This is a genomic window from Microlunatus speluncae, from assembly GCF_009299835.1.
Taxonomy (GTDB): domain Bacteria; phylum Actinomycetota; class Actinomycetes; order Propionibacteriales; family Propionibacteriaceae; genus Microlunatus; species Microlunatus speluncae.
On the sequence record NZ_VKCZ01000013.1, the window covers coordinates 69,149 to 90,771 of the forward strand.

Annotated in this window: 15 protein-coding genes; 4 read left to right on the plus strand and 11 right to left on the minus strand. The window is 69.7% G+C overall.

Features of this window, described 5'->3' with window-relative positions; all coding sequences use genetic code 11:
• Window positions 1–454: 454 nt before the first annotated feature.
• A complete protein-coding gene (locus FNH24_RS16550) occupies window positions 455–1,939 on the minus strand; it encodes a mannitol dehydrogenase family protein (protein WP_152363319.1) in 1,485 nt (494 codons plus the stop codon).
• A 99-nt stretch (window positions 1,940–2,038) separates the two neighbouring features.
• Between FNH24_RS16550 and FNH24_RS16555 the strand changes: the two genes are divergently transcribed.
• From FNH24_RS16555 to FNH24_RS16565, 4 genes are all read left to right on the plus strand, one after another.
• Window positions 2,039–3,163: a hypothetical protein gene (locus FNH24_RS16555; RefSeq protein WP_152363320.1), complete on the plus strand. Its 1,125-nt coding sequence runs from the start codon at window positions 2,039–2,041 to the stop codon at window positions 3,161–3,163.
• Window positions 3,164–3,273: 110 nt separating this feature from the next.
• The gene (locus FNH24_RS31490) at window positions 3,274–3,417 is read left to right on the plus strand and encodes a hypothetical protein (protein ID WP_161606162.1); all 144 of its coding nucleotides are present in this window, start codon (window positions 3,274–3,276) and stop codon (window positions 3,415–3,417) included.
• Window positions 3,414–5,120 carry an acyltransferase gene (locus FNH24_RS32460; RefSeq protein ID WP_152363321.1) on the plus strand — a complete coding sequence of 569 codons (1,707 nt, stop codon included), beginning with the start codon at window positions 3,414–3,416 and terminating at the stop codon, window positions 5,118–5,120. The genes FNH24_RS31490 and FNH24_RS32460 overlap by 4 nt, the downstream gene beginning before the upstream one ends.
• A gap of 179 nt (window positions 5,121–5,299) precedes the next feature.
• Complete coding sequence (locus tag FNH24_RS16565) at window positions 5,300–7,885, plus strand: hypothetical protein (protein WP_246186934.1); 2,586 nt, start codon at window positions 5,300–5,302, stop codon at window positions 7,883–7,885.
• 54 nt (window positions 7,886–7,939) lie between these two features.
• Here FNH24_RS16565 and FNH24_RS16570 read toward each other — a convergent pair whose 3' ends face one another.
• The 10 genes from FNH24_RS16570 to FNH24_RS16615 form a co-directional block, all read right to left on the minus strand.
• Window positions 7,940–9,097, minus strand: coding sequence for an aminoglycoside phosphotransferase/kinase family protein (locus FNH24_RS16570; protein WP_152363322.1), 1,158 nt, complete (start codon window positions 9,095–9,097; stop codon window positions 7,940–7,942).
• A gap of 151 nt (window positions 9,098–9,248) precedes the next feature.
• Window positions 9,249–10,751: a DUF222 domain-containing protein gene (locus FNH24_RS16575; protein WP_152363323.1), complete on the minus strand. Its 1,503-nt coding sequence runs from the start codon at window positions 10,749–10,751 to the stop codon at window positions 9,249–9,251.
• A gap of 151 nt (window positions 10,752–10,902) precedes the next feature.
• Entirely contained in the window at window positions 10,903–12,117 is a 1,215-nt protein-coding gene (locus tag FNH24_RS16580) for a winged helix-turn-helix domain-containing protein (RefSeq protein WP_152363324.1), read from the minus strand.
• Window positions 12,118–12,126: 9 nt separating this feature from the next.
• Window positions 12,127–14,178 (minus strand): hypothetical protein, encoded by a 2,052-nt coding sequence (locus tag FNH24_RS16585; protein ID WP_152363325.1) that lies wholly within the window; start codon window positions 14,176–14,178, stop codon window positions 12,127–12,129.
• A complete protein-coding gene (locus FNH24_RS16590; RefSeq protein ID WP_152363326.1) occupies window positions 14,172–15,662 on the minus strand; it encodes a DUF5605 domain-containing protein in 1,491 nt (496 codons plus the stop codon). The genes FNH24_RS16585 and FNH24_RS16590 overlap by 7 nt, the downstream gene beginning before the upstream one ends.
• Window positions 15,659–17,086: a DUF5060 domain-containing protein gene (locus tag FNH24_RS16595; RefSeq protein WP_152363327.1), complete on the minus strand. Its 1,428-nt coding sequence runs from the start codon at window positions 17,084–17,086 to the stop codon at window positions 15,659–15,661. The genes FNH24_RS16590 and FNH24_RS16595 overlap by 4 nt, the downstream gene beginning before the upstream one ends.
• Window positions 17,086–18,150, minus strand: coding sequence for a sialidase family protein (locus FNH24_RS16600; RefSeq protein WP_152363328.1), 1,065 nt, complete (start codon window positions 18,148–18,150; stop codon window positions 17,086–17,088). The genes FNH24_RS16595 and FNH24_RS16600 overlap by 1 nt, the downstream gene beginning before the upstream one ends.
• A 177-nt stretch (window positions 18,151–18,327) precedes the next feature.
• Complete coding sequence (locus FNH24_RS16605) at window positions 18,328–19,383, minus strand: ABC transporter ATP-binding protein (RefSeq protein ID WP_152363329.1); 1,056 nt, start codon at window positions 19,381–19,383, stop codon at window positions 18,328–18,330.
• Window positions 19,367–20,491: an ABC transporter ATP-binding protein gene (locus FNH24_RS16610; RefSeq protein WP_152363330.1), complete on the minus strand. Its 1,125-nt coding sequence runs from the start codon at window positions 20,489–20,491 to the stop codon at window positions 19,367–19,369. Before FNH24_RS16610 ends, FNH24_RS16605 begins: the two co-directional genes overlap by 17 nt.
• Entirely contained in the window at window positions 20,469–21,623 is a 1,155-nt protein-coding gene (locus FNH24_RS16615) for an ABC transporter permease (protein WP_152363331.1), read from the minus strand. Before FNH24_RS16615 ends, FNH24_RS16610 begins: the two co-directional genes overlap by 23 nt.

A 21,623-nucleotide genomic window follows, 5' to 3' on the forward strand; every position in this document is an offset into this window, starting at 1 on the left:
GAAGGGCCGACCAGATCCACTTCAGATCGCTCTCGATAGTCCGACCTGCCCTTCGACAGGCTCAGGGAACGGAACAAACCCTCAGGGCAAGTACCCATCGATCACGAGGGTTCGTTCGTTCCCCGCGCCTGTCGAAGGGCAGACCGGATCACCCAATGGCTCGATGCTCGGACCTGCCCTTCGACAAGCTCAGGGAACGAACTAGCCCTCGTGATCAGCTATACGCTCGGTTTGGCAGTCGGCGAGATCGGGGTTCCGCTCGGCTGAGGCGGTAAAAAGTGTGGACGCTCCCAAAGGGAGCGGTGGGGTCTGGGGGATAGGTGCGTGGGCGTGGACGGGCCTGGCGGGAGCACGCGGACGCTCAGACCGCGGCAGCGGCACCATGATCACCCGCGGGCGGATGGTTGCCCACGCACCTATCCCCCAGACCCCACCGCGGGCATGACAGTAAGGATCAGGATTCGATCAAGAGTTCCAAGGTCCGATGAGCCCCATCGTTGATCAAGGAATCCAAGGCCCAAGAGTAGGCCTGAACAAAGCGATCATGATCAACGATATCCCCGAAAAGATCACGATCAGCGATGAAGGCAGTGCGGTCGTCGCGTTGGGTCAGGGCTCGCGCGGTAAGTTCGTCAGCAAGACGGTCGACGACGGTGATGGGTTGGCCCTTCTCGTCGACCCCCTCGGCATAGCGGGCCCAGCTGGCCACGATCGCGGCCGACAGGCGGACCGGTCCACCCGATGCCAGGTTGGCGTTGATCACGGGGACCAACCATTTCGGGATCCGGTCGGAGGACTCGGCGGCGAGGCGGGCGATGGTGTCTTTGACCTCGGCGTTGGAGAAGCGCTCGATCAAGGTCGCCGTGTAGTCGTCGAGATCGATGCCGGGGACCGGGCGCAGGGTGGGGATTGCCTCGGTGTTCATGTAGTTGAGCAGGAAGGTGGCGACGACCGGGTCCTGGGCGGCCTCGTGGGCGTAGGTGTAGCCGGCGAGGTGGCCGAAGTAGGCGATGCCCTGGTGGCTGGCGTTGAGCAGCCGCAGCTTCATCAGCTCGTACGGCTCGACGTCGTCGACCAGCTGCACGCCGGCCTGATCATAAGGGGGCCGGCCGGCGGCGAAGGCGTCCTCCAACACCCATTGGAAGAAGGGCTCGGCGACCACGGGCCAGCCGTCGTCGACGCCGAACTGCTCGGTGATCTCGGCCCGGTCGGTGTCGGTGGTGACCGGGGTGATCCGGTCGACCATCGAATTCGGGAACGTGATCTCGGCGGCGATCCAGTCGGCCAGGTCGAGGTCCAAGGCCTGGGCGAAGGCGGTGTAGGCGCTCTGGGCGACGTGCCCGTTGCCCTGGATGTTGTCGCAGGACATGATCGTCAACGGGCCGGTGCCGCGGTCCCGGCGCCGGCGCAGCGCCTCGGTGATCAGGCCGAAGGTGGTCTGCGGCACGGCGCCGTCGGCCAGGTCGGCGGCGACGGCCGGCGTGGCAAGCTCGAATTCGCCGGTGACCGGGGAGATGTTGTAGCCGCCCTCGGTGACGGTCAGCGAGATGATCTTGGTGTCCGGGTGGGCCAGCCGCTCGATCACCGCCTCGGGATCGTCCGGCGCGTACAGGTAGTCGATGATCGAACCGATCACCCGGGCGTCACGACGGCCGTCCGGATGCTTCTCCACCAGGGTGTAGAGGCCGCCCTGCTCGGTCAGCACATCCCGCATCCGGCGATCACCCGGCAGCAACCCGATCCCGCAGATCGCGTACTCGCGGCCCAGACCCTGGCGCAGCAGCCGGTCGATCACCAGCGCCTGGTGGGCCCGATGGAAGCCGCCGACGCCGATGTGCACGATCCCCGCGGTCAGCCCGGTGCGGTCGTAGTCCGGCCTGGCCACGGCGTCGCTCGCACCGCCCAGCAGGCGGCTCGACGCCGGATCCTGAATCTCCATGTCCTTCTCCTCCGCCGTTCTCGGAACCCGCACCATCTTGCTGCATCCCCGGCCGGCCGGGACGACGGGTGCGCCGGCCGGGTGGGCCAGACTGGACCCATGGCACCGTGGCGGCGACGACTGGTCACTCTGCTGGTCGGCCTTGCCCTGGGCGCGCTCACGTTGCCGGCGTGCACCCGGGCCGAGCAGGCACCGCCCGAGCCGTCCGTCGAGTGGGCCCGGCTGGAGCAACTGCCGGTGACGTTCCGAGCCGAGACGCTGGACACCGGGTCGGGCCGGCTGATCATCGCCGGCCGCTCCAGCGACCCGGACCGGCCGACGCTGTTGATCTCCGATTCCGAAGCCGTACGGGAGGTCCGGCTGGTCCCGGAGTCGTCGTACGGCCGGACCGCCGCGCTGTCCTCGATCGCCGTCACCGCTGATCGGGCGTACGCCATCGGCGGTGACCGGGGCGGCGCGCACGGCAACGTCCGCTGGAGCGTGTGGTCCGGGAATCTGGACGGTCTGACCGAGCACGAGCAGATCTTCTGGACCTTCGGCGGCCAGAGCGCGGGCAGCCTGACCACGATCGTCGCCGGCCCGGACGGTCCGATGATCATCGGCAACTGGGGTTCGCCGCACGGGCTCGACATCACTGTCTGGACCGAACGCCAGGACGTCTGGACCCGGCATGACTCCCGCGGCTCGGCGCTGGCCAGCACGGCCCGGGAGCTGCTCAGCGAGAAGGCGACCGCGGTGATCGACAACAGGGTGATCATCGCCGGCACCGCGCTCGGCCTGACCAACGGCCTGGTGCCGCGGGCCGCGACCTGGAGCCGGGACGGAGGCACCGGGGACTGGCGCCGGACCGACCTGCCCACCGACGGGACCGCCAGCAGCGCCCTCGACGTCGCCTGTGCCGAGGAGTGTCTGATCGCCGGCGTCGTCGACGGCCGGGTCGCCGCCTGGTCGGGCGACGGGACGACCTGGCGCGCCATGCCGCCGACCGGTCTGGCCGCCGACGAGAAAGCGGTGACGATCCGAGCCTTCCGGGTCGACGCGGGCTGGCAGATCGCCGTGGCCCGGCAGCCCGAGATCACGATCATCGACGTCGCCACCGGTCGAACCCACCCCGGACCCGGCGGCACGTTGATCGACGCCGTCGGAGTCGGCCCGACCGCCCACCTCCTGGTCGAGGACGACACCGGCACCCGCGCCACCTGGCGGGCCGACCTCCACTCCTGATCATCGTGGTCAGTTCGGCCCCGTCTCGGCGCCGAACTGACCACGATCCGAGTTCCGACGGGCGGGAAAGGGCTTGCCCGAGCGGGGTCCGGCTACTTACGATCGAGGCAATGTCTGTCATCGACGACGGCGCGCACGCTGTCGTCGGCGCAGCCGTTCCCCGCGGCGACCGGATCCGGGTCGCGCTGCAGGAGGCCGTCCCGAACGGAAACCCGACGTCGGGCGGTCCGTCCGACGCAGGAGGAGCAGCATGACCACCCCTGATCTCACCCACGACTATTCGCCCTGGAGCTTCTACGGCCGGGCGACCGACGCGGAGCAGAAGCTGCAGTTGGAGCATCAGCAACTCCTGCTCGAGCAGCATCCCGGCTGGACGCTCGGTGAGCAGGTGTTCCTCAGCCCGCTGGCCGCGATCCAGTGCGAGAAGTTGATCATGGGGAAGCGCTGCTACGTGGCCGCGCACGCGTACCTCTCGCACGAGGTGACCATGGGCGAGTTCTGCACCGTGAACGCGTTCACCGTGGTCCGGGGCAAGATCACTATGGGCGACGCGGTCCGGATCGGTGCGCACACGTCCATCCTGGGTTTCAACCACACCATGACCGACCCGGACACCTGGGTGTTCCGGCAGCCGACCACGGCCCAGGGCATCACCATCGGCACCGACGTCTGGATCGGCTCGCACGTGGTGATCGTCGACGGGGTGACGGTGGGCGACCGGGCCATGATCGCCGCCGGCGCCGTGGTGACCAAGGACGTCCCGGCCGGGGCCGTGGTCGGTGGCAATCCGGCGCGGGTGATCAAGTGGCGGGTGCCGGCCTTGGCTCAGGCACCCAAGGATGAGCTCGGTGGCGCGCTGACCGCGTTCGTCGCCCGGGCCAAGGAGCAGGCGCCGGCAGTGCTGGAGCACTACTGGCAGGCCGACGGCCCGGATCTCACCGGCACGCCCGGCCGCGGCTGTTACGTCGATCCGCAGGCCGGCCGCTACAACGTCCGGGCGCAGTGCGACGCGATCGAGATCGCCGCCCTGCTCACCGGGAGCACACCGCCGCCGTGGACCGCAGACGAGGCGATCGCCGCGCTGGCCGGGCTGCAGGATCCGGCGACCGGCCTGGTGCCGGACCTGGACGCCGACGGGAAGCCGCTGCCGCCACCGAGTGACCTGCTGGCCGGCGGCAGCTACGAGATCCTCTGCGTCGGCTACGCGCTGGACCTGCTGGGCGCCCGCCTCCCGCATCCGATCACCGCGGTGACCGGGCTGTCGACCGACCGGTTGGGTGAGCTGCTGGACGGGCTGAACTGGGCCGGCAACCCGTGGGGCTCCGGCCACATGATCGACGCGATCGGCACCGCCCTGCTCTGGGACAGTGAGCGGCCGGCCGCGACCGGGCTCACCGATTCCTTGATCGGCTGGATGGTGCGCAACGCCGATCCGGCGACCGGGATGTGGGGCCGGCCGGAGACCGCCGGGCTGCTCCAACTGGTGAACGGCTTCTATCGCGCCTCGCGCGGCACGTTCGCGCAGTTCGGGCTGCCGGTGCCGTACCCGGAACGGGTGATCGACACGGTGCTGCGGCACGTCCGCGACCGCACGCTGTTCGCCCCGGAACGGCAGAACGCCTGCAACGTGCTCGACGTGGCTCATCCGCTGTGGCTGGCGACCCGGCAGACCGACTATCGCCACGACGAGGTCGCCGCGGTCGGCCGGACCCTGCTCGGCGACGCCATCGGCCACTGGGTCGATGATCAAGGATTCGGCTTCCTGGCCTCCCGTCCGGAGAACACCGGGCTGCCGAAGGCGGTGCCCGGCCTGCAGGGCACGGAGATGTGGCTGGCGATCATCTGGCTGCTGGCCGACCTCTCCGGGATGAGCGACGCCCTCGGCTACCGGCCACGCGGCGTGCATCGCCCGGAACCCGCGCTGCGGTTCGGCCGGGTGCCGCGCGAGACCGCCTGACCGTGATCAGGATCGTCCACCGGGCCGGAGCCTCGCCGCGGGTCCGGCACGGGATCGAGCTGGTCGCCGCTGCTCTCCGTGCTCAAGGAACCGAGGCTGTTGTCTCCTCATCGGCCGATCGATCCGTTGCACATCGTGGCCTGCCCTTCGACAGGCTCAGGGAACGAACAGACCAGCGGGTGATCTTGGTCGGCGGCCGGGGCGACGCCGAGATCGCCGCGCTGGAACGCGATGATGTGCTGCTCTACACGACCCCGGAGCCGGCCGGGGACGGGTTCTACCTGGCCGGGCTGCCCGGCGGACTGACCGTGATCACCGGCGGTAACGACACCGGCGTGTTGTACGGCTGCCAGGAGCTGGCCCGGCAGGTCCGGCGCGACGGCCGACTGCCGGACGATCTTGATCACGGCGAGAACCCGGATCTGGAGCTGCGCGGCCCGGCGATCGGTTTGCAGAAGACCACGCTGGAGCCGCCGCGGCAGACGTACGAATATCCGATCACGCCGGACCGCTTTCCCTGGTTCTACGACCGTGATCACTGGCTCGAGCTGCTGGACACGTTGTGCGCCCAGCGGGCCAACGTGATCTATCTGTGGAGCGGGCATCCGTTCGCCTCCTTCGTCCGGCTGCCCGACTTCCCGGAGGCGCTGGAGGTGAGCGACGCCGAGCTGGAGCAGAACGCCGCGCTGCTGCACTGGCTCACCACCGAGGCGGACCGGCGTGGCATCTGGGTGGTGCTGAAGTTCTACAACATCCACATCCCGCTGCCGTTCGCCGAGCACCACGGCATCCCGTTGCGGCAGCCGAAGCCGACGCCGCTGGTGGCGGACTACACCCGGGCGGCGATCACCGCCTTCGCGGCCGAATACACCGGCGTCGGGTTGTATGTCTGCCTCGGTGAGGTGCTGCAGGGCGACATCTACGGCGCCGAGTGGTTCACCGACGTGATCTTGGCCGCGGTCGACGACGCGGTGGCGCTCCGGCGATCACGTGGCGAGGCGGCCGATCCGCCGCCGGTGATCGTCCGAGCGCACGCCCTTGATCTTGCACCGGTGCTGGAGCGGGCACTGCCGCGGTATCCGCGGTTGTTCACCGAGGCCAAATACAACGGGGAGTCGTTGACCACCCGGAGCCCGCGGGGTGCCTGGCAGGAGAAGCACCGGCACCTTGCCGCGCTCGGCAGCGTGCACATCGTCAACGTGCACATCCTGGCCAACCTGGAGCCGTTCCGCTACGGCGCGGTGTCGTTCATCCAGCGCTGTGTGCGGGCGATGAAGCACCGGCTCGACGCCGGCGGGCTGCACCTGTATCCCTTGTTCTACTGGGAATGGCCGCACTCGCCGGACCGGCTGGCGGACGGCACCCGGCTGCGCCAGCTGGACCGGGACTGGATCTGGTACGAGGCCTGGCACCGCTACGCCTGGCAGGCCGATCGCGACCCGGAGGCGGAGCGGGAGCACTGGATCGGCCGGCTGACCGAGCAGTTCGGCGACCGTGCGGCCGGGGCTGCCGCCCTGGACGCGTACGAGGCGATGGGCCGGATCGCACCGCAGCTGGTGCGGCGGTTCGGGATCACCGAGGGCAACCGGCAGACGCTCAGCCTCGGCATGACGATGAGCCAGCTGACCAACGCCGCCCGGTTTCGGCCCTGGGCCGATCTGTGGGATTCCCATGCACCGCAGGGCGAACGGCTCGACACGTACGTCGAGCGGGAGCTGGCCGGGCAGCCGCACCGGGGCGAGACGCCGTTCGACGTCACCGCCGACGTGCTCCGGCTGGCCGCGGCGGCGCGGGTGGCGATCGACCGCGGTGCCGCAGCTGTGATCACGAACGCCGCCGAGTATGCACGGCTGCGCACCGACGTCGAGGCGCTGGGTCTGTTGGCCCGGTGCTACGCACTGCGGGTCTCGGCCGCCGTCGACATCATGAGCTACCGCGAGACCCATCGCGGTGATCACTCCGACGTCGGCCGGCTCAAGATCGCGGTCGACAAGATCGGCGACAGCGTCGCGGCGTACCGGAAGCTGGCAGCGTTGACCGACCGGACGTACCACTACGCCAACAGCATGCAGACACCGCAACGGAGGATCCCATTTCGGGACGGGTCGGCGTACGGCCACTGGCGGCAGTGCCTGCCCGAGTACGAGGCCGAGCTCGATCATGTCCGCCGCACCGTCGAGTTGCTCGACCGCGGCGAGCTGCCGGCCGCGTTGCGCCCGGCGGCGGACGCGCCGGAGCCGTACCGCCCGGCCCCGTTCGAGCTGCACACCCCGGACGCCGAACGGTTCGAGGTCGGCAAGGGCACCTCGGTGTTCGCCGACAGTGACGGCAACATCCGGCAGCTGGCCGAGGAGCTGGCCGGGCTGACCGGGGTCCGGATCCCGCGCCGCGCCGGCTTTGCCGGGCAGGTCGCGCTCGAGCTCACGCTGCCGGAACCGGCCGTCATCCTGATCGGCTACTTCGGCGACCCCGAGCCGGTCTGGCTGCAGCTGCCCGACCTGGAGACCGACACCCACGCCGACGCCCGGGGCGGCCTGGAACCCGTGCTGCGCAACGGGATCGGCGTCGACTTCCTGCCCAAGATCAACGTGCACGCCTTCCGCTACGAGGCCGGCCGGCACACCCTCGCCCTCGGCCGCGGCGCCTACGTCGTCGCCGGCGTGGTGGCCGCCGACCAGCCGCTCACCCCGCGGCTGGTGGTTCACGACGACACCATGCCGGACACCCTGGACTGGCTCTACGAGGACCCGCCGGCCCGGACGTGATCATCGGGGAATTCCCCACCGGTCAGACCCGGCCGGGAGTTCCCCGATGCGTGGTCAGCCGGTGGCGGCGATCAGCTGATCGATCAGCTCCAGGGTCAGCGGCCGCCGGAGCTGCTCCGGGACCTCCCGTCGGGCGAGGTCGGCGGCGTCCGGATCCGCCGGCGAGATCGCCTCACAGAAGGTGTTGTAGGCCCAGTTCAGCTGGCTGTTGACCGCCAGGCCGAACGACTCCCGGGTGAGCCGCGGAAAGGTGCCGGCCCGTTCCCGATAGCCGTCGGCGAACGCCCGCGCGACGACCGGGTTGAGGGCAGGTCGAAGGGCCCAATGGGCCAGCAGCCCGGCGACCTCCTGCTCCGCGGTGTGCGAGCCGGCGAAGGTCCACTCGAGCACGATCAGCTCGTCGCCGGGACCGAGCCGCAGCGTCTCCGGAATCAGGTTGCAGTTGCACAGCAACAACCCGTCGGTGGGCACCGCGGCACCGAGCACGCCGACCTCCGCGACCGTCGGCAGCAGGGCCGCCAGGTCGTCGGCCCAGGGCCGGCCCGCCGTCCGGGCCCGCCGGACCAGTTCCTGCCAGTCCGCGTCGGGCCGGCGGCTGGTCAGGTAGGGATTGATCGGGTCCTCGCTGGGAATCGCCAGCGCGTGCAGCGCCCCGGCGATCACCCCGACCCCGCGCGCGACGCCGGCCCGCGCCGGCAGGCTGGGCACCGGCCCCTGTTCGAGCCATTCGCTGACCCGCCAGGGTCCGCCGGCGATCGTCTCGACCAGCCGGCCGGACCGGGATCGTCGCGGGGTCGGCGATCGGACCCCGGCCTCCGCCGCCGCCGACCGCAGCCGTTCCCCGGTCTCGGCCTGATGATCACCCATCCACGGATAGCCCGGCACGGCCAGCCATCGACCGCGGTCCGTGATCACCGACCAGTGCCGGCCGAGTGGGCTGTACGACACCGGCCGGACCGCGGTCACCGGCCCCAGGTCGAACGCCTCGACCAGCCCGTCGACCAGCTCGTCCGGGGCGATCGGTGGCTGCCGCCGACGTTGATCGACTTCGGTCTTCAACGCCGACCAGCCCGCGAAGCCGTACTCGACGGCCAGTGCCCGTTGGGCGTCTCCGAGGGATGCGCTCGGCTCGGATTCGCGCAGGGCGACCAGGAGATCCTTGGCCTCTTGGCGCAGGAAATCGAGATGGGGATTGTCCGGCAGCACACGCACAGCACACCTCTTCCTCACCCGGACTCGCACGGGCCGAAGAGTGGCGGCACGACCGCTCGATTTCGAAGTGAGGGTGGCTTCCAGCCTTGAGGCGAGTCACAGCGCGTCCCACACACGCTGCCTGAACGGTAAGCCCGACGGGTCGCCGGGGTCAACTGTTCGAACCGTCGGCCGCGCACCAGATAGCGCGGGCGAACGGCCCGGACCCAAGATCATGAGTGCCGGAAGAGTTGGTGAGCTGGTAGTCGCCGTGCGGTGATCGGAAGATCATCGTCCCCGGCTCGGGTTGTCGTCGTTGCCACCCGCCATGGGTCACCGCTCGGTGCTCCCGCTTGGCCAACGGGGCGAGCTTCTCGATGCCGGTCTGGCCCGGCGGACCGCCCTCATCCATCACCCGGTACGGCCTGCAGTGATCAAGCTCCAACCCGCCCGTTGCGGTCGACCACGGGAAGGCGCTGCCCGGTCGGGCGTAGCGAAGGTAGCGTTTGTGCCGGTCCGGGATCTCGTAGGCATCGACCGGTGCCGGCGGATCGTTCAGATCGATCACCGGGACCACCTTCACCCGATCATGACCGAGCCAGTCGCGCACCACCCCCAGGGTGGTGGGCCCGATCCCGGGCACCCGACAGATCCCGAAACCGGACTCCAACGACTCCGCCGCGAGGTGCACGACCAAGGTCGAGGTCGGGACCAATCGGGCCGGGTCCAACGTCTTCACCAGGTGCTCGATCGCCGCCTTGAAGATCGCCGCTTCGACGTCGATGATCTTGACCGGCTCGTCCCGCAGGGAAGGATGCAGCTCGGACTCCTCGACCGGCTCCCCGGGATCCTCGTCCGCGACCGGCTGGACAGCCGCGGCGAACTCCTCGCCGAACAGGTCGGGCTGGCGGTGCTTCGCCAGAATCCGGGTCGCCTCGAGTTCGTTGCCCAGCAAGGCCAGAGCGGCAGCTCGCCGCTCATCGTCGCTGCCGCTGTCGGCCGGAAGCGCGTCGGCGATCTCCTGGATCCGGGCGTAGAGCCGGATCGCAGCGGCAGGCTCGAGCCGTCCGAAGATCGCTTTCAAACCTTCATCACTGGTCTGCGAGAGCCACACGCCGAGCTGACTCTTCCGCTCCGCCGCCCGTCGCTCGACCCCTTCGGCATCGACCCGTGCGAGCGAAGCCTCGGCCCGGTTCTGCAGTTTCTGGAAGCCGACCAGGCCGGCCAGGCCTGCAACGTCGGAATCCACCTGCAAAGCCTGCTCCTGGGTCAGGTGATGGGTCAGTCGGGCCAGGCTGCGAGCCTGCCACCCCTCGACCTCGCACAGCATGACCTTTTCCCACACCAGCGGAAGCCGGTGCCGGACGTCCAGCACCTCACCCACGAACCTGGTGCAGGAAGTTTCGCCCTTCTTGATCTTGACGGCCAACTCGACCAGAGCAAGATCATTGACCTCGGGCGTGCCTTCGCCGCCAGGCCGCACTCCACGCGGCCCACCCAGCAACTTCAGTTCGTCAGGATGGATCGAATCGGCCGAGTTCGCGTCGGCCCACGCCGCGGTCCAGGCCAGCAACTCGTTCTCCGCCTCGACCCGGGCCCGCACCGCCGCCCCGGCAGCCTTGAGGATGTCGTCGGTCCCGTACCCGACAACTCTCGCCTCCAGCGACTCGAACATGTGTTCTATTATACTCGAGATGACCCACAATCGCTGTCATACAAGGAAAAGGCAGCGGTCTATCTCTGAGGCAGCAGCTGTGCGATATCGGGCTTCTTCAGCAGCCCGACCGACGAGGAGACGATCAGCTCGTCGATGCGCACTCGATCTCCTAGCCGGCCCGGCGGAGGGCGGCGGCGAGGTTGCCGCGGCCGGTGATCTTGATCGAGTCGAGTTGCAGCCAGTCGCGCAGCAGGGCCAGTTCGGCGGCGAGTTCGCTCGCCACGTGGCCGGGGTCGCGGCCCGGCTCGACGTACGCGCTCTGGACGAGCAGGGTGCTGCGGTCCCGATCGGCCTTCAGGTCACACCGGCCGACCAGGTCGTCACCGAGCAGGAACGGCAGCACGTAGTAGCCGTAGACCCGTTGCTCGGCCGGCACGTACAGCTGTTTCGCGATCGGGTTGGTGAACCCGAAGCACGGCTGCGCCGAAGCACGGAGGAGGGAGTCGAACGGCGACAGCAGGGCACGCGCGCGCAGGGAGCGCGGCAGCCTGACGCCGGGGACGACGTAGCCGGGGTCTCGCCAGCCTTCGACGGTGACCCGAGTGAGCTGGCCCTCCTCGACGAGCTCGCCGAGCAGCCTCGGCAACGGCACCTTGATCACCTTTCCGTCCGGCTGCCGGATCCGGAAGCTGGTCAGCCCGAGGTAGTCGCGCAGACCCCGCCCGGTGCTGATGCCGACGGCCAGTGCCGAACGGTGCAGCAGTTCCTTCTGCGCCTCATCGGCGGGCGGGGCCGGCGCGTCCAGGAACTCCCGCGGAACGACCCGCTCGACGAGGTCGTAAACCCGCGTGAAGCCGCGGCGCCCGGCGACCGCGAGCTGGCCGCACTCGAGCAGCGCCTCCAGCGCCTGCTTGCCCTTGCTCCAACCCCACCATTTCCCGGTCCGGCCGCCTCCCTCGGTCAGGTCGCCGACGGCCAGCGGGCCCCGCTCGGCGATCTCGTCGTAGACCGCCCGCACATGATCATGGTCGGCCACCGGCCCGCCCAGCGAGTAGGTGCGCCCGGTCTGCATCATGATCATCCGGTGCCGCAGCAGCGGGAACAGCTCGACCGGCAGCAGGCAGGAGGCGTGGCTCCAGCACTCGAACAGTTCGTGCCGACGATAGGTGAGCCGGTCGAGCGAATCCTGCGGGTACGGCCCGAGCCGCGAGTAGACCGGAAGGTAATGGGACCGGATCAGCACGTTGACCGAGTCGAGTTGCAGCGCGAGCACCCGGCGGGCGATCTTGCGGACGCCGTCGAGGGTCGGCCGGACCGGTCGGGCCCGGCCGAAGCCTTGCGCGGCCAGGGCGATGCGCCGAGCCTCCACGCTCGAGATCTCCATCAGAGCACGTTAGCGCCCGGCGCCGACACCATCAGCTTGCTCGAGCCGCAGCGCGTTCCACAACGGCAGCGCGATCACCCAGGACGGGTTCCAGGTGTTGCTCGCACCCCGCTGCTGCCAGTCGGTGACGAAGAACGCCTCACCCTGCTCCCCCACGACGTCGAAGCCCCAGTCGCCCGGACGCCGGCAGATCCCCTGCCGCAGGGCCGTGTCGATCCCCTCGGCCCAGATCCGGAAATGATCATGACCGGTCAGCCCGCCGAGCCGCCACAGCTCGTAGGTCGGGAAGAACACGTCCAGGTGATGGTTCTGCACGCTGACCCCGGGCCAGCCGGCCGCCGTGAAGCCGCGCCGGGCCAGCGTGCTGTCCACGTCGAAACGCGGCGACCAGTGATAGACCCAGCTCAGCAGCCATTCGGTCGCCTCGGTGGCCCGATCCAGATAGCAGCGGTCGCCGGTCAGGTCGAAGAGTTCGAGGCAGAACCGCAGCCAGTAGAGCCCGGCCTCCTTGTCTTCGCAGGCCGCGTCCAGGGTGGCGTGGGAGTACGGGCGATCGAAGGCCGGGCCGGGCAGCGCGTGATAGGCGTCGCCGAGCTCCCGGGCCCGATCGAGGAACTCCGGCCGGCCGCTCAGCCGGTAGGCGGCGGCCACCGCGTGCGCGGCCGGGACGCCGGCGGCACTCGGCGTCGCCGGTACGGGCTCGCCGGCCGGCGTCCAGCCGAGCGGGACCAGCCCGCCGACCAGGCGGTCGCCGACGAACTCCGCACCACTGATCACGGCGTCACTCCAGGACCGCGGCACCGAAAGACCATGATCACCGAACAGCCGGATCACATCGGCCAGGTCGCACAGGCTCTCCCCGTGGGCTCGGGCGAAGATCAGCTCGGCGCCGAACCGGCTCGCCCCGATCCAGTTCCGGTCGTCGTGGACATAGCCGGTGTAGCGCAGGCCGGGCACCGCGGCCGGCGACTCGGCGACGTAGAAGTCGATCACTCGGCGGCAACGATCGATCCGCTCCGCCGGAGCCACGCCGCTCGGATGATCACGCAGCCCGAGGATCGCGTCACACCAGGCGAGCCGCAGGCACTGCCCGGTCCAGCCGTAGCTGAAGTCACGATCCGGGCGGCGCTTGGGGCCGGTCCGGTTCCTCGGCTCGCCCCAGGCCGGGAACTTGAGGTAGCCGGCGACCGGGCCGTCGGCGTACCAGCGCGCATCCAGGGCCGCCGCCTTCAACGCGATGGCGGCCCGCCGCCCGGCCGGGTCGGCCGGTGGTGGCGGCCACAGCTCCCGACCGGCCCGGGTCAATGCGACGAACCCACGCCCGGGTGCCGGCAGCCGGCCCCACTCCAGCAGCAGCTTGCGGGTGATCACCGCGCCCGGCTCGAGGGTGCGATAGCCCCGCGGGTTGGGCGCGGTCGTCGCCTTGTGCACGTAGTCGAGATCGGATTCCCCGTCGAACATGATCACGCCCGAGGCGGCGATCAGGGTGCCCGACTCGGCCCCGATGGTGTCGTAGCCGACGCGTCCGGTCTCGTCGACGGTCGGCTCGGGGCGGCCGATGATCATGACGTAACGGCAGTCGGTCGGTTCCACGCACACCGCCGGAATCGGCAGCCGGTCCTCTCCCGTGACGAACCCTCCGCGGCCGACGTGGGGCACGGTCCGGGCCGGATCGGCCGACGGGTTGTCGTGCTGGATCACCTGCGGCATGGTGACCCGTGAGCCCGGCGGCCCCACGGTCAGTTGCACGCCGACCGCACAGTCCACCAAGGCTGTGGTCCCGCTGTTGGTCCAGCTCAGGTCGAGCGCCAGCCGACCGTGCTCGGCCCGGAAGGTGAGCTCGACCGCCAGTTCAGCCAGCCCGGCGGTGATCACGATCCGTTCCCGGTCCATGATCACCCGCTGCTGCCGCAGCCCGGGCCAACGCCGTCGCCAGGGGCGGCCGGTCGACACGAACAGGACGTCGTCGAGCACGCCGGCCCAGACCGGGCCGTCGTCGCCGAGCAACCGCAGCCCGACCCCCGGCCGGTCCGGATCGACGGCGACCAGCCGGCTCAGCATCGGGTCACGCGGATCGCGTGATAGAGCCGCGGCGGCAGCGACACCGTGAAGCGTCCGCTGTCGGACCGCAGCACCTCCTCGATCGTCAGGTCCCAGGTGTTGATCACTTCGACCCGGTACGCGCCGTCCGGCAGCTCGAACGACCGACTGCGGAACCGGTGGGCGCCGAGATACTGCAAGTAGTACTCCCCCGGGATGCCGAGCGTCGACGCGTCCGGCCGCAGCCGCAGGTAGCGTGGATCGCCCGGGACGTCGGCCAGGACCTGTCGCAGGAACGCCAACCGGGGCAGCGATTCGCCGCGCAGCTCACCGCCGTTCGCCCACCAGGGACCAAGATCGGGATGCCTCGGCAGGAACCACTCCCCATGGGCCGCAAATCCACCGCGGACCGCCGTTTCCCAGGCATGCAACACCACCTCCTCCGCGGTCAGGCTTCCGACGGGATCCCCGACCGGCTCAGGGCGAGGCCCAACCCCGCGCCCTGAGCCGGTGGGGCAACCCGCCTGTTCGTTCCCTGAGCCAGTCGAAGGGCAAGGTGATGATCCCGCGACGGCTACCGGGCGCGATCTGACCTGCCCTTCGACAGGCTCAGGGAACGAAGTGGCCGTCGGCTCAGGGAACGAGAGGACCGGGGCGTCGCCCTCCAGGACGGCTCCGTCCATGATCACCGGTTTGGCGAAGTTGTCGTTGAGGGTCGAGCTGGAGCGGGCGTGATCGGTGCGGACGCTGCAGTGGCTGATCCGGCGGTCGCCGAAGTCGAAGCCGGGGTCGGCGTGCACGGTGCAGAGCCGGTGCCCGTGATCATGCTCGGCCAGCAGCCGCAGCGCCTCGTCCCAGCGGGCCGGTTCGATGCCGGACCGGTCGGCATCGGTGGCCAGACACCAGGAGACGTTGCGGAAGGCGGCGAACCGGGCGACCACCGCGCGCAGGTGATCGGACCAGCCGGGCCGATCCAGTGCTCGACCGTCGCCGAAGATCACCAGCTCGGCCTGCAGGCCGACTTCGTGCAGGGCGGTGATCGCCCACTCGACCCGGTCCAGCTCGCTGTCGTCCGGCCACCCGGTCTCGTCGGGCGGCAGGACGGACTGCCGCACCGCGGTGATCGGCGAACTCCGCAGGGCGTCCAGGGTCTGCTGCCGGACCGGCTCCGGCTGCCGGTGCCACCAGAGCGCGGTCGTCGGCAACGGAACGTGGGCGGTCCCGTCGGCGTGCCGGAACCGGGTGCTGTCGACCTCGACCGGTCCATGATCACCGGCGGCGGCCGGGTCGCAGTCGAGGACGCCCTGGTCGATCGAGGCGCCCGCGGCGTCGATCACGACATAGGTCCAAGCACCCTCGTGATCCGGCGCGAACCGCGCCAGGGTCCGGTCACCGTGATGGAACATGTCCGCAACCGCTCGCCTCGCGCCGAGGCTGAAGATCACCGAAGCGGCGGCCGTGCCGGACAGGTCGAGCTCGGCCAGCTCCCAGCGCCGGACCCTCATCGGGCCCCCTCCGTCACCGGATCGACGCGGCGGATCCGTACCGCCAGCTCGGTCCGGCCGAGCGGGATCCGGCAGCGTCCGCTGAAGCGGCCGGGCAGCGCCTCGATCGTCATCGCCCAGGTGTCGATGAGCTCCACCCGGTGCTCGGCCTCGCCCAGGTCGAGCTCGTAGTAGTCCGGCCGCCGGTCGCCGAAGTAGTCCAGCCGGTATCCATGATCACGAGCCGCGATCCAGTCGGCCGGTCCCTCATCGATGATCCGGCGCAGGAAGGCGATCCGCTCCGGGCTCTCGCCGATCAAGGTGCCGCCGCTGGAGATCCAGCGGTGATCGGTGTCGACGAAGCACTCGCCGTGGCCGACGAAGCCGCCGGCGGTCATTCCCTCCCAGAACCGCCGGGTGATCGTCTGTCCGGTCAGGTTGCCCCAACGCCGGTCGATGTCGCCCTCGTAGCCGAGCTCGTCCAGCAGCACCGGCTTCGGATGCTGCTCCCGCCACTCCCGGGTCAGCCGGGCATCCCAGTGCTGGATGCTCTGGTGCGTGGTCCACGGCTTGCCGAAGTCGTAGATCGACGCGTGCTCGAACATGGCGGTGCCGTTGTGGATCGAGGCCGGCCGCCGGTACGGATCGATCCGCTGCAGGTACTGCAGCAGCCGGTCCCAATCGATCATGGTCTTGGCCCGGTTGAAGTCGAACTCGTTCGACATCGACCACCACACGTTGCGGAAGGCTCCCAGCCGTGCCACCACATACCGGACCAGGAACCGGTCCTGCTCCGGCGTCAGGTTGTCGACGCCCCAGTGGCCCTTGTCGTACGGGTGGAAGATGATCACATCGGCCTCGATCCCGAGCCGGAGCAGGTCGGCGATCCGGGCCTCGAAGTGGGCGAAGAAATCCGGATCGAACCTGGCCGGATCGAGCTGCCCCGGCGTGTCCCCGACGAACGCGAGCCGGGGCGGGGTCATCGCGGCGGTCGGCAGCAGGCACATCCTGACCTTGTTGAAGGGCGACGCGGCCAGCGATGCCAGCGTCCGCTGTTCGTGATCTTCGTCGCCGGTGTGGGTCCAGTGATAACAGGTGGTGCCGTATGACTCGTGCCGGGTCCCGTCCGCGTACTCGAACCGCCAGCCACCGACCACCCGGACCGGGCCGTGGTTCCCCGCCGCCGGCGGACCCACCTCGAACTCGCCGGTGAGGCCGGTCAGCTCCGCGGCCGAGCTCGCCGTGCGATACCACCAGCGGCCCTCCTGATCGGGCGAGAACCTGATCTTGTAGCTGCCATCGCCGTCATAGAAGCCGTCGACCACGACGATCCGGTTGCGGAACTGGAACTCGGCGGTCAGCTCGACGTCGACGAACGGATTCCCGTCGGCCGGACCGGCCAGCGTCAGCTCGAGGATCCCCCACCGCTCGACCTGCTCCACCATCAACCCGCCACCCAGTCGGGGTCGAAGCTGACGTGCTTGATCGCCTTGCGCAGATACGAATACGCGGCGTGCACCCGGCCGTCGGCGGTATGCAGCAGCGTCGGGTACGAGTAGCCGAGCGGGGCGTCGCGGTATTCGAGATCGGCCAGCTGCAGGTTGCGCCGGATCGGCCAGGTCGCCCCGTCGTCCGCCGACAGGGCGAGGGTGAGCGGGGTCCGGACCGCCTTCTTCCGCGGCCGCTCCGGATCGCCGACCCAACGGAACTGATCACGCTCCAGCGACGCATCGTTGAAGATCACCAGCAGCCGGCCGTCGGCCAGCCGGAGTTGCTGCACGGCGGAGTTGTTGTTGGCCAGTTCGATCCGCTCCGGGACGGTCCAGGTCAGCCCGAGGTCGGCCGAGGAGGCCGCGTAGATCCGGTCCGCGGCCCGGGAGCGGAACAGCGCCAGCAGGCTGCCGTCGGACCGCGGCACCACACTCGGCTGCACCCGGCCCAGGCTCTCCGGCACATCGTGCTCGGTCCACGTCGCGCCGCCGTCGCGGGTGATCGCGACCAGGCTGCGCTCCCCGTCCGGGGTGCACAGGTAGGACGGCAGCAGCCACGACCCGTCGGGCTGGAACAGCGGCGGGTTGCGCAGGAAGAACCCCGGTCCGGCGAACAGGACTCGCGGCTCGGACCAGGTCAGACCATGATCGGCCGAGGTCCGGGCCAGCACGTGCGCCGACTTCTGATCATGGGGTTCGTTCGAGGTGTGCAGCAGCCAGACCGCCCCGTCCGGGGCGACGAACAACACCGGGTTCTGCTCCGACCGCTCCGGATCGGCGGCGATCAACTCCGGCTCGGTCCAGCTGTCGGTCCCGGCGGGCAACCGGGACACCACGATGTTGGTCCCCGGCTCCCCCTCCCCCGGCCCGTTGAACCAGGCGCAGAGCAGGTCGCCGTTGCCGGCCTCGGCCAGCGTCGCCGCATGGCTGTCGCCCGGATGCAGCACCGGCAACAACGCCTCGGTCAGTCCCTCGGGGCCCGGTCGCAGCCGTCCGTCGAAGCGTGGATCGCGTTCCATCGTTCGCCTTCCTCTCTTGTTCCGTTCCCTGAGCCTGTCGAAGGGCCGGCCCGATCGAGCCTTCGGAGCCGATGCGCACACACCCGGCCTGCCCTTCGACAAGCTCAGGGAACGAACACCCAAACCGCCACTCCATCGAACTCAGGAACGATCACCCGGATCGCCATGGCTCATCGATCATGAAACTCCCCCTTCGATCCCGCGGAGCTCGAGTTCCTCGGCGAAGTGGCAGGCGGAGCGGCGGCCGGGGCGGATCTCGCGGAGGGCCGGGACCTCGGTCCGACAGCGTTCCTGGGCGTAGAAGCAGCGCGGGTGGAAGGGGCAGCCGGCCGGGACCTTGGACGGGTCGGCGACCTCGCCGCGCAGCACGATCCGCTCGGGTCGCTTGGCCGCGTTGGGATCCGGATCCGGCACGGCCGAGAGCAGGGCCTCGGTGTACGGATGCAGCGGCGCGCCGTACAGCTCGGTCGTCGGACCGGACTCGACGACCTTGCCGACATACATCACGACCACTTCGTCGGCCATGTATTCGACGGTGCCGAGATCATGGGAGATGAACAGATAGGTCAGGTTGCTGTCGTCCTGCAGATCCCTGAGCAGGTTGAGGATCTGGGCCCGGACGGAGACGTCGAGCGCGCTCACCGCCTCGTCGGCGACGACCAGCCGCGGGTCGAGCGCCAGGGCCCTGGCGATGCCGACCCGCTGCCGCTCACCGCCGGAGAAGGCGTTCGGGTAGCGGTGCCGGTATTCGGCCCGCAGGCCGACCCGTTGCAGCAGCGCCGCCACCCGGTCGTCGATCTCGCCCGGTGGCACCACCTGGTTGACCCGCAGCGCCTCGCCGACGATCTGGTTCAGCGTGAACCGTGGATTGAGCGAGGAGAACGGATCCTGGAACACCATCCGGATCTCCCGCCGGTACGGCTTCAGCTCCCGTTCCCGCATCGCGGCCAGATCGACCACCCGCCCGTCCGCTGTGCGGTAGTTGATCACTCCGGCGGTCGGGGTGTTGGCCCGCAGGATGCACCGGCCGAGCGTGCTCTTGCCGCAGCCCGACTCGCCCACGAGGCCGACGGTCTGACCGGCCCTGATCGTCAGGTCGACCCCGTCGACGGCCTTGACGTGGCCGACCGTCCGGCCCAGCATCCCCTTGCGGATCGGGAAATGCATGGCCAGTCCGCGGGTCTCCAGCAGGGTCGCCTCGGTCCGTACGTCCGGGTCATCGATCACGGTCATCGGAGTCCTCCTGATAGAGCACGCAGCGCACCTCGTGATCGTCGGCGGTCCTGATCACCGGCGGCAGCGCCGTGTCGCAGCGCCCCGGGATGAAGGAGTCGCAGCGATCATGGAACGGGCAGCCGGCGGGGCGATGGTAGGGATGCGGCACGATGCCGCGCACCGGTGCGAGGCGGACGTTGCGATCACGGCCGAGCTTGGGCACCGACCGCAGCAGGGCCTGGGTGTACGGATGCCGCGGCTCGGCGAACAGCCGGCGCAGGTCGCCCTGCTCCACCACCCGGCCCAGATACATCACTGCCACCCGGTCGGCCAGCTGGGCCGCGACCCCGAGGTCGTGGGTGATCAGCATGATCGACATCTCGAACTCGTCCTGCAACGAGGTGAGCAGCTCCAGGATCTGCGCCTGGGTGGTGACGTCGAGCGCGGTGGTCGGCTCGTCGGCGATCAGCAGCTCCGGGCCGCAGGACAGCGCCATCGCGATCATGGACCGCTGCCGCATGCCGCCGCTGAGCTGGAACGGATAGGCATCGATCCGCTCCTCCGGCGCCGGGATGCCGACCCGGCCGAGCAGGTCGATCGCCTTCTGCCGTGCCTCGTCCTTGGTCATCGGATCGTGCAGCCGGATCGCCTCGATGATCTGGTTGCCGATCGTGTGCATCATCGACAGCGACGTCATCGGTTCCTGGAACACCATCGCGATCCGCTTGCCGCGGACGCCGCGGACCAAGTCCGGCGCGGCACTGACCAGATCGATCATGCCCGGCGGCGCGTCCGGCAGCACCTTCTCCTGCCGGGCCCGTTCGCGTCGGGCCCGGAAGCCACGGGCTGCCGGGCCCGGCTCGGCCGGCGGCGCGGGCACCCACACCTGGCCGCCCATGATCTTGCCCGGCCGATCGACCAGGCCGAGCACCGAGCGGGCCATCACGCTCTTGCCGCAGCCCGACTCACCGACCACGGCCAGCGTCTCACCGCGGCCGATCTCGAGATCGACCCCCTCGACGGCGTCGACGACGCCGTCCTCCAGTTGGAACCGGGTGCGTAGTCCGCGCAGCCGCAGCACCGGCTGCGACTCGCTCGGCGTCTCACTTGTACGGGTCGGCAGCATCGCGCAATCCATCTCCGACGAAGTTCATGGACAGGACGGTGACGAAGATCGCCGCCCCGGGCAGCATCAGCCAGGGCGCGGTCTCGATCGCCCGGATGTTCTGCGCATCCTGCAACAGCACGCCCCAGCTCACCGCCGGGGACTGCAGGCCGAGCCCGAGGAAGCTCAGCGACGTCTCGCCCAAGATCATCGCCGGCACACTCATCGTCAGCGAGGCGATCATGTGGCTGCTGAACGACGGCACCATGTGCCGGAAGATGATCCGCGGCTGGCTGCAGCCGTCCAGCCGGGCGGCGGTGATGAAATCCTCCTCGCGCAGCGACAGGAACCGGCCCCTGATCACCCGGGCCATCCCGGTCCAGCCGATCACCGACAAGATCACGCTGATCGCGAAGTAGCGGGTCAGCGGACCCCAACTCGACGGCACCGCGGCCGACAGCGACAGCCACAGCGGCAGGGTCGGGATCGCCATCAGGAACTCGATCACCCGCTGGATCAGCGTGTCCGGCTTGCCCCCGTAGTAGCCGGAGATGCCGCCCAGCAGCAGTCCCAGGATGAAGCTCACCGCGACGCCGACCAGGCCGATCGACAGCGAGATCCGCGACCCGTAGACGATCCGGCTGAGCATGTCCCGGCCCGCCCGGTCGGCGCCCCAGAGATAGAACGGCTGACCCGCCTCGGTCGGGCCGATCAGGTGCACATCTCCCGGGATCAGGCCCCAGAAGCGATACTCCGCGCCACGGACGAACAGCCCGACCGGGATCCGGTTGGCCTCGTCGACGGTGAAGGTGCGTTCGAACGTGTCCGGGTTCTGTTGCATCCGGTAGCCGTAGACGTACAGGCCCAACCCGTGATCGGGATGGTAGGCGTGCAGCTGCTGCGGCGGCGCGTAGGCGTACTGCTCGTTCTGCGCGTCGGTGGTGGTCGGCGACAGGAACTCGGCCAGGGCGACCACAGCGTAGATGAAGATCACCGCGACGATGCCGATCTTGGCCAGCTTGTGCCGGCGGAACTTCCGCCAGATCAGCCGCCACTGCGAGGCAGTACCGCCGCGGATGGTGACCTGCTCCGGTCTGCCGCCGTCGGGAGCCTGGTCGGTCCGGGCGGCCACCTCGATGGTGTTCTCGGCCAT

What these genes read in the sequence shown, in the direction of transcription:
- FNH24_RS31490 (WP_161606162.1), top strand. Translation starts at nt 3,274, where the DNA reads ATGTCTGTCATCGACGACGGCGCGCACGCTGTCGTCGGCGCAGCCGTT.
- FNH24_RS16605 (WP_152363329.1), bottom strand. Translation starts at nt 19,383, where the DNA reads ATGACCGTGATCGATGACCCGGACGTACGGACCGAGGCGACCCTGCTG.
- FNH24_RS16590 (WP_152363326.1), bottom strand. Translation starts at nt 15,662, where the DNA reads ATGAGGGTCCGGCGCTGGGAGCTGGCCGAGCTCGACCTGTCCGGCACG.
- FNH24_RS16585 (WP_152363325.1), bottom strand. Translation starts at nt 14,178, where the DNA reads ATGCTGAGCCGGCTGGTCGCCGTCGATCCGGACCGGCCGGGGGTCGGG.
- FNH24_RS32460 (WP_152363321.1), top strand. Translation starts at nt 3,414, where the DNA reads ATGACCACCCCTGATCTCACCCACGACTATTCGCCCTGGAGCTTCTAC.
- FNH24_RS16580 (WP_152363324.1), bottom strand. Translation starts at nt 12,117, where the DNA reads ATGGAGATCTCGAGCGTGGAGGCTCGGCGCATCGCCCTGGCCGCGCAA.
- FNH24_RS16600 (WP_152363328.1), bottom strand. Translation starts at nt 18,150, where the DNA reads ATGGAACGCGATCCACGCTTCGACGGACGGCTGCGACCGGGCCCCGAG.
- FNH24_RS16615 (WP_152363331.1), bottom strand. Translation starts at nt 21,623, where the DNA reads ATGGCCGAGAACACCATCGAGGTGGCCGCCCGGACCGACCAGGCTCCC.
- FNH24_RS16610 (WP_152363330.1), bottom strand. Translation starts at nt 20,491, where the DNA reads ATGCTGCCGACCCGTACAAGTGAGACGCCGAGCGAGTCGCAGCCGGTG.
- FNH24_RS16550 (WP_152363319.1), bottom strand. Translation starts at nt 1,939, where the DNA reads ATGGAGATTCAGGATCCGGCGTCGAGCCGCCTGCTGGGCGGTGCGAGC.
- FNH24_RS16575 (WP_152363323.1), bottom strand. Translation starts at nt 10,751, where the DNA reads ATGTTCGAGTCGCTGGAGGCGAGAGTTGTCGGGTACGGGACCGACGAC.
- FNH24_RS16555 (WP_152363320.1), top strand. Translation starts at nt 2,039, where the DNA reads ATGGCACCGTGGCGGCGACGACTGGTCACTCTGCTGGTCGGCCTTGCC.
- FNH24_RS16595 (WP_152363327.1), bottom strand. Translation starts at nt 17,086, where the DNA reads ATGGTGGAGCAGGTCGAGCGGTGGGGGATCCTCGAGCTGACGCTGGCC.